The 11,443-nt window shown below is 56.2% G+C and carries 10 protein-coding genes; 5 read left to right on the top strand and 5 right to left on the bottom strand.

What is annotated here, in order from left to right; translation table 11 throughout:
* Window positions 1-439: 439 nt before the first annotated feature.
* The 5 genes from AC1ME2_RS18440 to AC1ME2_RS18420 all read right to left on the bottom strand — a co-directional run bounded on the left by AC1ME2_RS18440 (window position 440) and on the right by AC1ME2_RS18420 (window position 5,423).
* Window positions 440-775 (bottom strand): YceK/YidQ family lipoprotein, encoded by a 336-nt coding sequence (locus tag AC1ME2_RS18440; RefSeq protein WP_480435752.1) that lies wholly within the window; start codon window positions 773-775, stop codon window positions 440-442.
* A gap of 488 nt (window positions 776-1,263) precedes the next feature.
* Entirely contained in the window at window positions 1,264-2,031 is a 768-nt protein-coding gene (locus AC1ME2_RS18435; RefSeq protein ID WP_480435750.1) for a hypothetical protein, read from the bottom strand.
* 317 nt (window positions 2,032-2,348) lie between these two features.
* Window positions 2,349-3,227 (bottom strand): ATPase, encoded by an 879-nt coding sequence (locus tag AC1ME2_RS18430; protein WP_480435749.1) that lies wholly within the window; start codon window positions 3,225-3,227, stop codon window positions 2,349-2,351.
* Window positions 3,228-3,465: 238 nt separating this feature from the next.
* On the bottom strand, window positions 3,466-4,458 hold the full coding sequence (locus AC1ME2_RS18425; protein WP_480435748.1) for an NAD-dependent epimerase/dehydratase family protein: 993 nt from the start codon (window positions 4,456-4,458) through the stop codon (window positions 3,466-3,468).
* A 65-nt stretch (window positions 4,459-4,523) separates the two neighbouring features.
* The gene (locus AC1ME2_RS18420; protein ID WP_480435747.1) at window positions 4,524-5,423 is read right to left on the bottom strand and encodes a LysR family transcriptional regulator ArgP; all 900 of its coding nucleotides are present in this window, start codon (window positions 5,421-5,423) and stop codon (window positions 4,524-4,526) included.
* A 95-nt stretch (window positions 5,424-5,518) separates the two neighbouring features.
* Between AC1ME2_RS18420 and AC1ME2_RS18415 the strand changes: the two genes are divergently transcribed.
* The 5 genes from AC1ME2_RS18415 to AC1ME2_RS18395 all read left to right on the top strand — a co-directional run bounded on the left by AC1ME2_RS18415 (window position 5,519) and on the right by AC1ME2_RS18395 (window position 11,346).
* On the top strand, window positions 5,519-5,917 hold the full coding sequence (locus AC1ME2_RS18415; protein ID WP_480435746.1) for an ACT domain-containing protein: 399 nt from the start codon (window positions 5,519-5,521) through the stop codon (window positions 5,915-5,917).
* Between the two features lie 26 nt (window positions 5,918-5,943).
* Complete coding sequence (locus AC1ME2_RS18410; protein ID WP_480435744.1) at window positions 5,944-6,546, top strand: LysE/ArgO family amino acid transporter; 603 nt, start codon at window positions 5,944-5,946, stop codon at window positions 6,544-6,546.
* A 346-nt stretch (window positions 6,547-6,892) separates the two neighbouring features.
* A complete protein-coding gene (locus AC1ME2_RS18405) occupies window positions 6,893-7,489 on the top strand; it encodes a superoxide dismutase (protein WP_480435743.1) in 597 nt (198 codons plus the stop codon).
* Between the two features lie 306 nt (window positions 7,490-7,795).
* A complete protein-coding gene (locus AC1ME2_RS18400; protein ID WP_480435742.1) occupies window positions 7,796-9,847 on the top strand; it encodes a putative bifunctional diguanylate cyclase/phosphodiesterase in 2,052 nt (683 codons plus the stop codon).
* 170 nt (window positions 9,848-10,017) lie between these two features.
* Window positions 10,018-11,346, top strand: coding sequence for an imelysin family protein (locus AC1ME2_RS18395; RefSeq protein ID WP_480435741.1), 1,329 nt, complete (start codon window positions 10,018-10,020; stop codon window positions 11,344-11,346).
* Window positions 11,347-11,443: the final 97 nt, after the last annotated feature.

Here is an 11,443-nt window from a genome sequence, read left to right as displayed (position 1 = left end):
AGCAGAGACAGGCCGACTTATGCGGATATTCATCCAGGTCCAACTCACAGTGGTCCATCACCCCTTCGACATTAAAACAACAGGGTTGGTTAAGCCGTTCTTGCCCTGAAAACCAGAACGCCTGTAGATCAACGTTATTTTTGAGATTGGCGACGGTCAGATTGAGCTTTTCAGATTACTGAAGACCGGCATTTCGCAGCCATTTTATGCGTCTGAAATCACCTGAAGTATCCGAGCGAATGATCGTTCAATTCACCGCCTTGAGAAGTAGGAGACTCGACAATTCTTTGCAGGAAATTTCCGAAATATAGCTAAACACAGAACCAGAACTAATAAAAACGATGATGTTGTTAGGCCAACCATGATTGCGAATACATTGAACACAATAAAGCTGCGCGCTCATACCTAGCGGCAACGTCCTTAGCAAACAGTTTCTAAATCAAGACTTGAAGAAGTCATAGGGCAGCAGGACGGTGTCGATTGCCGCATCAATGGGCAGTGAGTAGAACACCGCCACAGGACATATGATTGATATCCAACAACCGAGGGCCATGGGAACATAGCCACCATCCAACTGTCCAGTAAGCAACTGAAAACTTCCTTGAACACCCTTAAAGTAATTAGCATCTACCCCACCATTATGATTTCCTCTACCCAAGGCCGTCCCACACCCGCTGGTGGCAACTACCAGGAACACGACTAGAGTCCCACGCATAAAATGTTTCGTTTTTTTAATCAAAGCAATCACATCTCTTTTATTAAATAAAGTTTTCAAATAGTAACTGACGAGCGTCGCGCAACGCTGTAGTCCAATTCTCGATTCTCTACAGGAAAATTCCGACAGCTCTGCACGATGCAAACTACAGATAGATACAAGGGGCAGTCTCTTGACTTATCCACCCGGTTTAACAAGGTCTATCCGAGTATCTAAGCGATCAAGCGTTGACAACTTGGCACGGAGCCGCATACATACATGAAACGAAGCTGTTCACAGGAGGTATCAGCGCTGACGCGCTGAAAAACCTGGAACACGTCTATCCTGGAGGCTTTGCGGTGGTGTTAGGGAGGTTCGCGAAACAATACGACCCCAGCTCTCGCGTTTGGAAAGTGTGGTACTTGAGTCGAGTGAATCGGTGGAGCATTATAACTGATCGACCAAAATGAAGAAGCCCCAACTCACAGAGTCGGGGCTTCTTGCCTTGTTTAACAACTAACACCCATTACAATCAGTGCCAGAGCAGTCAACAGTTATTCCCGTGCGCCCTACACACGCTTGCCGACGGGATTACCGTCCGCGTCGGTCACCGTGCCATCGTCATATTCAAACGTGCCGTCGACATGACGCATCACTTTGTCTGCCGAGTAATACCATCTTCCATCCGGGTATTTGATATCACCGGCAGGGTCTTTGATTGACCCATCCGGGTATTCGGTCGTTCCATCTGCGTATTGTTTGCTTCCGTCCGGATGAGTCACTGTCTTTTTAGCGTCATCAATTACTTTCCCATCGGGAAGTGTAACGGTCGACGTTTCGTTATTAACAATGGTTCCGTCGGCCAGCGTAGCGATGGGGACGGGTTGGCCGGTGGAAAGATCCTTGATGGAGGACGCGATCGAAAACGCGTTAGCGGCTATATCAAAGGCAGTACTGACACTTTCCAGGGTGCTGCGGGGTGCCGGTTTTTCGGGAAGATCTCGGACGGGCAAGCCCGTTTGATCCACTTGAGGCTTGGCTGGCGGAGCTTTTGGCTTGTCCGAGATCATCGGTGGCCTGGCGGGTGGACCTTTTGGCTTGTCCAGGGAAGTCGGCGGCTTGGTTGGGGGGCCTTTTGGCTTATCCAGGGAAGTCGGTGGCTTGGTTGAAGGGCCCTTGGGCTTATCCTTAGAGATCGAAGAGTTGTCTTCGGAAGGATCTTTTTTGATGGGTCGTTTAGGGACTTTCGGCGGCCCTGAAACGGCCATTACCAACGCCTCAGGATCATCAAAATAATGCTCAACAGCCGGGCTATCCGAATCAGCAGGTCCATTCATAATATCGTCCTTTACCTGATCACGCAGTCGGTGCATGACCCGGCATTAATTAGTTATCGCAAAGGTATTTATTTAACGGGAATAAAACTATTTTCATAACCCGCCCCGACCAATAACAACTCAGTCGCCAACGACACCTTACAAAAGAACTAACAAAAAACAAGTCCCTCCGCGGCTCATTATCAAGAAACACCAATAAACAGAAAAACCCCACACGCAACTGACCTATTTCCAATCACCACAACTACTTCAGGCCACGCTACGCACCGACATTATCGATACACCGATGCGAGCGCGCGCCCTTATGCGTTCACGGCTTACTGATGGGCGTTGATCTGCTGTTGCAGGTTCTGGATCTGGCTTTGCAAGGTACTGATGTTGCGCGTGACTTGCCCACGGAATGAATCAAACTCAGCGGTACTGCCACCTTGAGCCGTAGCAGCCGGACGATTGTCCTGCTCACTTTTGAGTACCAGCAGCTCTTGTTCAAGACGGTCGATGGCCACACTTGGATTGCCCTGCTTTTTCAGCGCGGCCACTTCAGCGTTCAGGCTTTTCATCTGAGCATCAAGCTGAGCTTGGGCGGACTGCGAGGCCTTCACGTCGGACTGGGTGGCCTTCACGTCGGACTGCGCGCCTTTCAATGCCGCCAGTTCGGTGCTCAGGTTTTTCACCTGATCCTGTAACTGAGCATTGGCGGTCTGCAACTGGGTAGTCTGTGCAGACATCTGTTGTAGACGCTTGTCCAAGCCACTTTGTTGGCCGACGACGCCCTCTTGCTGTTTGTCCTGATCGTCCAGTTTGCTTTCCAGCTTCTGGATTTGCAGTTTCAACGCTTCGCTGCCATTGCTGGCTACCGACTGGGTCGCCACCACTTTCCCGGAGATGTCTTGTAACCGCCCTGCCGCTTCTTCACTGATGCGCGCAAAGCTTTCCTGGGTCGCGACCAGTTGCTGTTCCATCAATGAAACCTGCTGAAAGCTCCACCAGGCCAGCCCTGCAAAGGCAATGAACAATGCGCCGACCAACGCCCAGATCGGCCCGGTATTGGCGCGTTTGACCTTCACCACAGGCGTGTTGCGCGAATAGACGGTCGTGCGCTCACGAGCGCCTGCCGTCGGTGCAAAGTCGTCATCGTCGTCTTTGGCACTGAGGTTTGGCACATCATCAAAGTCATCGTGCGGGTCGTTACGCATGGTTAAACCTTATGGAGGCTGCTGAAGACCAGGTTCTGTACGAAAAGTCGGCGAGCGAAGGTCAGGCAAGGCAAAAACAGGCGAGGAAGCGGACTGGGCTCGCACCCGAGTTTAGGCCTCTAAATGAGCATTCCGAGCCTGTTTTTAACGCAGCATCACCGAGCGCAGCCACTTTTCGTACAGAACCTAGAAAGGATTGCAGTATAACCACCAGACTCGGCTCCCAAGAGGCCCTGCGTCAATTCGACTGTTGTGCCTTCCACCAACCGCAAAACTCGTCCAATGCCGCCCATAGGCTGACCCGCGGCTGATAGTCCAGATAATGCTGGGCGCGGCTGATATCCAGGGTGAAATCCTTGCTCATCATTTGCACACCCAACCGTGACAGCGTGGGCTCAGGGCGCCCGGGCCACAGCAGACAAGCGCCTTCGTTCAGCGCCGCGATGCTGTAAGCCAGACCATAGGAGCGGTAACGGGTGACTTGGGGCAGTTCCATCTGACGCATGACATAGTTCACCACGTCCCACAGCGGAACCGGCGTGCCGTTGCTGATGTTGTAGACCTTGCCCAAGGCAGAACCCGCTGCCAGCAGACTGCTGAGCATGGCGTCGTTGAGGTTCTGAATGCTGGTGAAATCGACCTTGTTCAGGCCGTTACCGACAATCGACAGGCGCTTTTTGCGCTGCATGTTCAACAGCCGCGGGAAGATGCTGTTATCGCCTGCACCGGTAACAAAGCGCGGGCGCAGGGCGATGACTTCCAGCCCGAACTCTTCGGCACCGAACACCTTTTGCTCTGCCAGGTATTTAGTCGCGGCGTAGTGGTTGATGAAGCGCTTGGGCACCTGCTCTTCCTTGATGCCCAGATGCGAATGGCCATCGAAATAAATCGACGGCGATGACAAATGCACCAGTCGCCGCACGCGCTGTTTAAGGCAGCCTTCAACGATGTTTTCCGTCACTTGCACGTTGCCCAGCTGAAAGTCCTGACGCCGCCCCCAAACACCCACGGCGCCAGCACAATGCACCACCGCCTCGACGTCCTGGCACAGCCGCTGTACCAGTTCTGGATCGGACAAATCACCCTGAATGAATTCCGCACCACGACGCACCAGATGCTCGACGCCCTCGGCACGACGGCCGTTGACCCGCACGCTCAAGCCCTGCTCTAACGCGAAACGCGCAAAGCGTCCGCCGATGAAGCCGCTTGCGCCGGTGACCAGAATCTTCATTTACCGCTCCGTTAACTGTGTGCATGACAGGTGTTGGTTATTGCAGGGTTCGAAACAGGTGACGCTCACGGGATGTTAAGCGGCACCAGCCATTGGCCCGCCCGTTGGGTCAGGTGCTCAGTCAACTGCGTCAGCAACCGACCGCCATTGCGCCAATGATGCCAGTACAAAGGGACATCGATGGGATGATCAGCCAGCAGCTCCACCAGCAGGCCCCGCTGCATCTGATCACGCACCTGCTTCTGCGGCACCAGACCCCAACCGAGCCCGGCCTCGGCCATGCGCAGAAACCCTTCGGACGACGGACACAAATGATGCTCGAAGCCACCCTCCACGCCCAGCGACGCCAGGTAACGATGCTGAAGAAAATCATCGGGACCAAACACCAACGCCGGTGAGCGCGCCAGTTGCGCTGCGGTCACGCCCTGTGGAAAGTGCCGGGCGATAAAATCGGGACTGGCCACCGCACGATAGCGCATGGCGCCCAGTAACACGCTGCGCGCCCCTGCCACCGGCCGCTCGGTGCCGCACAAACAGGCGGCCACCTCACCGGCACGCATCCTCTTGAGGCCCACGTCCTGATCTTCTACCACCAGGTCCAACAATAGATGCTGTTCGGCACAAAAATCCCCCACCGCAGCCGCCCACCACGTCGCCAGGCTGTCAGCGTTAAGCGCGATGCGCAGGCGTCCGGGCATGCCTTCTTCGTCCAGCGCTGGCACCAGGCTTTGCAAATCACGTTCAAGCAGGCGCACCTGCTGCACATGGTTGAGCAAGCGTCGGCCAATCTCTGTCGGGCTTGGCGGGGTGGCGCGTATCAGTACCGGCTGACCGACTCGCGCCTCAAGCAATTTGATCCGTTGCGACACGGCTGACTGGGACAAGCCCAGGACCTGAGCGCCACGTTCAAAGCCGGCCTGCTCGATGACCGCCGCCAAGGCAGAGAGCAACTTATAGTCGAACATCATTTTCTCTAATGAGTGATCAGCATTATTGGTTTTTCTTATACCGCCAAGCGCCCCACACTCGCCACACAAACTGCATCAACCAGGGAATAAACATGGCTGGCGAAACGTCACTGGCAACGCTGCTGCGCAGCATGAGCCCGGAACTGAATGATGGCGACTACGTGTTTTGCACACTCACCGACGCCCGTGTGCTCAAGGGCACCGATGTGCTGGGCAGCTTCCGTGAGCGCGAGGGACTGACGGTCATCATTGAACGCCAGCAAGCCGAAGCACTGGGCTTGTCATTCGATTACGTCGCGGCATGGATCACGTTGAACGTGCATTCGGCCCTTGAAGCCGTCGGTTTGACCGCTGCTTTCGCCGGCGCGCTCGGACAGGCTGGCATCAGTTGCAACGTGATCGCTGGCTTTTACCACGACCATTTATTTGTCGGCAAAGACGACGCGCACAAGGCGCTGTCTGTTCTGCGGCAATTGGCGGCACACGCGTAAGCAGCGCTCAAAAGGAGAGACCGAGTATGTGGCAAAGCTATCTCAATGGCCTGTTGGTGGCAGCGGGGCTGATCATGGCGATTGGCACGCAGAACGCGTTCGTCCTCGCGCAAAGCTTGCGCCGCGAACATCACCTGCCCGTCGCGGCGCTGTGCATCGTCTGTGATGCGCTGCTAGTGGCCGCCGGGGTTTTTGGACTGGCGAATCTGCTGGCGCAAAATCCACTGCTATTGTCGATCGCCCGTTGGGGCGGGGCGGGATTTCTGCTGTGGTACGGCAGCCTGGCGCTGCGCCGCGCCTGCTCCCGGCAAAGCCTGCAACACAGCGAAAAGACCGGGGTGCGTTCACGACGCGCGGTGCTGCTCAGTGCGCTGGCGGTGACGCTGCTCAACCCCCATGTGTACCTGGACACCGTGCTGTTGATCGGTTCGCTTGGCGCCCAGCAAACTGTGCCCGGTGCGTATGTGGTCGGCGCCGCGAGTGCCTCATTGCTGTGGTTCACCACACTGGCGGTGGATGCGGCGTGGCTCGCCCCGTGGTTAGCGCGACCGGCAACCTGGCGCCTGCTGGACCTATTGGTGGCGGTGATGATGTTCAGTGTGGCGGCGCAATTGATTCGAGCAAGCTGAGTCAGCGAGACCGCGTGAATCTATTCGCAGGCAAGCCTGCTCCCACAGGGCATGCGTCGTGCACAACATCTGTGAGGGCAGGCTTGCCTGCGAAAAGGCCCTTTCAGCCACCGCTAATCCAAGACTGTTATCAGCATCCAATTGCTGATCAATAATTATCATGAGTTTTATCCCAAGGCTCTGGAACCTCTATTCCACACAGTTGTTGCGTGGTTATGGCGCAGGCCCGGTGCTATGATCCAGCCCCTGCGTCGCAAAGAGTACAAACTCCCCGACGCATGTTTTTGTCTGGCCGCCCGTGATCGGCCTTGCGCTCACCGCAACTGACCTGATTAGGAGATTAACCATGGCTTTTGAATTGCCTGCGCTGCCCTACGCACACGATGCTCTGCAGCCGCACATTTCCCGCGAAACCCTGGAATACCACCACGACAAGCACCACAACACCTACGTCGTGAACCTGAATAACCTGGTGCCAGGCACCGAGTTCGACGGCAAAACCCTGGAAGAAATCATCAAGACGTCTTCAGGCGGTATCTTCAACAACGCCGCTCAGGTCTGGAACCACACGTTCTACTGGAACTGCATGGCACCAAACGCTGGCGGCGAACCTACCGGCGCTCTGGCTGACGCGATCAACGCTGCGTTCGGCTCCTTCGCCAAGTTCAAAGAAGAGTTCAGCAAAACCGCCATCGGCACCTTCGGTTCCGGTTGGGGCTGGCTGGTGAAAAAGGCTGACGGTTCCCTGGCTCTGGCCAGCACCATCGGCGCCGGCAACCCGCTGACCAGCGGCGAAACACCATTGCTTACCTGCGATGTGTGGGAACACGCTTACTACATCGACTACCGCAACGTGCGTCCGAAGTACGTAGAAGCGTTCTGGAATCTGATCAACTGGACGTTCGTAGCCGAGCAGTTCGAAGGCAAAGTCTTCAAAGCCTAAGCGCTGATGCAGAAAAAAAACCCGGCAGTGCCGGGTTTTTTTTCGTCCGCACTTCACGCTTTTCTGTAGTGTCACGGTGCAATAGCAGACTAATATCAGATTCTTGACGTTTTTGTAGATCAACGCTCAAACTCCACCTATATTCGACCGACACAGTAGAGATAGCCTCATCCCCGTCCCTCGAATAGCGTCAAAAGCCAGGTACTCGCAACTGACCTCCAGATGTGTGCCCCCTGACGGACAGGTTGTGTTTGCCAATGCTCGTACAGGATCACACGCTCCCGACACGGATTAAGGAATAGTCATTTGAAGCTGGAACTCAAAAACAGCTTGTCGGTGAAGTTGTTGCGCGTGGTGCTACTTTCGGCATTGATCGTAGGGGTGGTATTGAGTTGTGCGCAGATCGTCTTCGACGCCTACAAGACCCGGCAGGCTGTCTCCAGTGATGCTGGACGTATTCTCGATATGTTCCGCGACCCTTCGACCCAGGCGGTTTACAGCCTGGACCGCGAGATGGGCATGCAGGTCATCGAAGGTTTGTTTCAGGACGACGCGGTGCGCATGGCGTCCATTGGTCATCCGAACGAAACCATGCTCGCGGAAAAATCCCGCGAACTGAAACAAACCTCAACCCGCTGGCTGACCGACCTGATCCTCGGCCAGGAGCGCACTTTCACCACCCAACTGGTCGGTCACGGCCCGTACAGCGAATACTACGGCGACCTGCGAATCACCCTCGATACCGCCAGCTATGGCGAAAGCTTTATCGTCAGTTCGGTGATCATCTTCATTTCCGGCGTACTGCGAGCCCTGGCCATGGGCCTGGTGCTGTACCTGGTCTATCACTGGTTGCTGACCAAACCGCTGTCGAAAATCATCGAACACCTGACCAATATCAACCCTGATCGCCCCGGCGAGCATCAACTGCCGCTTCTCAAGGGCCATGAAAAAAACGAACTGGGTATTTGGGTCAATACCGCCAACCAGCTGTTGGCCTCGATTGAGCGCAACACGCATCTGCGCCGCGAAGCCGAGAACAGCCTGTTGCGCATGTCCCAGTACGACTTCCTCACCGGCTTGCCCAACCGCCAGCAATTTCAACAACAGCTGGATAAAATCCTGGTCGATGCTGGCCGCCTGCAACGTCGGGTTGCGGTGCTGTGTGTAGGGCTTGATGACTTTAAAGGCATCAACGAACAGTTCAGCTACCAGACCGGCGACCAACTACTGCTGGCGCTGGCTGACCGTCTACGCGGCCACAGTGGTCGACTGGGTGCCCTCGCCCGCTTGGGCGGTGATCAGTTCGCGCTGGTCCAGGCCGATATCGAACAGCCTTACGAAGCGGCTGAACTGGCGCAGAACATCCTCGACGATTTGGAAGCGCCCTTTGCACAGGACCAGCAGGAAATCCGTCTGCGCGCGACCATCGGCATCACCTTGTTTCCAGAAGATGGCGACAGCACCGAAAATCTGCTGCAAAAAGCCGAACAGACCATGACCTTGGCCAAGTCCCGCTCGCGCAACCGTTATCAGTTCTATATCGCCAGCGTCGACAGCGAAATGCGTCGACGTCGCGAGCTTGAAAAAGACTTGCGCGAAGCCCTGCCACGCAATCAGCTGTACCTGGTTTATCAGCCGCAGATCAGCTACCTCGATCATCGCATCGTCGGCGTTGAAGCCTTGCTGCGTTGGCAGCATCCGGAACATGGTCTGGTGCCGCCGGACCTGTTCATTCCGCTGGCCGAGCAGAACGGCACGATCATCGCAATTGGCGAGTGGGTGCTCGATCAGGCCTGTCGGCAGTTACGTGAATGGCACGATCAGGGCTTCAGCGACCTGCGCATGGCAGTCAATCTGTCCACCGTGCAGCTTCACCACGCCGAATTACCGCGGGTCGTGAACAACCTGCTGCAGATCTACCGTCTGCCACCGCGCAGCCTGGAACTGGAAGTCACCGAAACCGGCTTGATGGAGGACATCAGTACTGCGGCCCAGCATCTGCTGAGCCTGCGCCGCTCCGGTGCGTTAATCGCTATTGATGACTTCGGCACTGGGTATTCCTCCTTGAGTTACCTCAAGAGTTTGCCGCTGGACAAAATCAAGATCGACAAGAGCTTCGTGCAAGACCTGATTGCTGACGATGATGATGTCACCATCGTGCGCGCCATCATCCAATTGGGTAAAAGCCTCGGCATGCAGGTGATCGCCGAAGGCGTAGAAACAGCCGAACAAGAGGCGTACATCATCTCTGAAGGCTGCCACGAAGGTCAGGGCTATTACTACAGCAAACCCCTTCCCGCCCGCGAATTACTGGCCTACCTGAAACAGGCCAGGCGCTCCAACGCGGCGATTCTGTGATGTGAACGCCGCCCGCCCTGCCCCCGATGTTGCAGGCTGTTATCAGCCGAAATGACATGTAACCAAGTTTTACCCGGTTAGCCTTTACACGGAATGCAAACGTTTCGCATTATTGCGCAGCGTTTCAAGTGCTAACGCGTGTCATTTACCTCTCGACGCAGGATTTCGTCATGATTCGTATGCCTCTGGCAACCGCCAGTCTGCTGGCCATCGCTATTTCGCTCGCCGGTTGTGGCGAAGGCAAGGACAAGGCGCCGCAAGCACCTGCTCCAGTCGCCGCTGCCCATGCACCTGCAACGCCCGGCCAGCTTGACGACGTCGCGGCCAAGGCAGTGGTTGCCAACTACACCAACATGGTCTTCGCTGTGTTCAGCGATGCCGAATCCACCGCGAAAACCCTGCGTACCGCAGTGAACGACTTTCTCGCCAACCCCAACGAGAACGCCCTCAAAAAGGCCCGTGATGCCTGGGTCGCGGCTCGCGTGCCTTACATGCAGAGCGAAGTCTTCCGCTTCGGCAACACCCTCATCGACGACTGGGAAGGCCAGGTTAACGCCTGGCCCCTGGACGAAGGCCTGATCGACTATGTCGCCGGCGATTACCAGCACGCGCTGGGCAACCCGGGTGCGACCGCCAACATCATCGCCAACACTGAAATCCAGGTCGGCGAAGACAAGGTCGACGTCAAGCAAATCACTGGCGAGACACTGGCCAGCCTCAACGAACTGGGTGGCTCAGAAGCCAATGTCGCCACCGGTTACCACGCCATCGAATTCCTGCTTTGGGGCCAGGACCTGCACGGCAATGGCCCTGGTGCCGGCGAGCGCCCGGCCACTGATTACGTCGAAGGTGCGGCAGGCACTGGCGGCAACAACGACCGTCGTCGTGCCTACCTCAAAGCGGTAACGGACCTATTGGTCAGCGACATGAAAAAAATGGTTGGCCACTGGAAACCGGGCGTCGCGGACAACTACCGCGCCACCCTGGAAGCCGAATCCGGCGAAAGTGGCCTGCGCAGAATACTCTTCGGCATGGGCAGCCTGTCCCTAGGCGAACTGGCCGGCGAACGCATGAAAGTCGCGCTGGAAGCCAACTCAAGCGAAGACGAACACGACTGTTTCAGCGACAACACGCACAACTCACACTTCTACAATGCCAAAGGCATCCGTAACGTTTATCTGGGCGAATACACCCGTGTAGACGGGACTCACATCAGCGGTCCGAGCCTGTCTTCGCTGGTCGCCAAAGCAGACGCCACCACCGACGCGACGCTCAAGGCCGACCTGAATGCCACGCAGGCCAAGCTGCAAGTCATCGTCGACCACGCCAATCAGGGCGAGCACTTCGATCAACTGATCGCTGCCGGCAACACCCAGGGCAACCAGATCGTGCGTGACGCTATCGCCGCCCTAGTCACCCAGACCGCCGCGATCGAACAAGCGGCAAACAAGCTCGGCATCACCGACCTGAACCCGGACAACGCTGATCACGCGTTTTGATTCAACTTTGTGCAGCTATACACCCCGCACACCGTGTTAGCCCATTCGCAGGCAAGCCTGCTCCCACAGGAGTTGAGTCCCCAAACTGTGGGAGCAG

This window comes from Pseudomonas sp. ASL9 (assembly GCF_056680335.1).
This window is presented reverse-complemented; position numbering and strand designations above follow the sequence as displayed.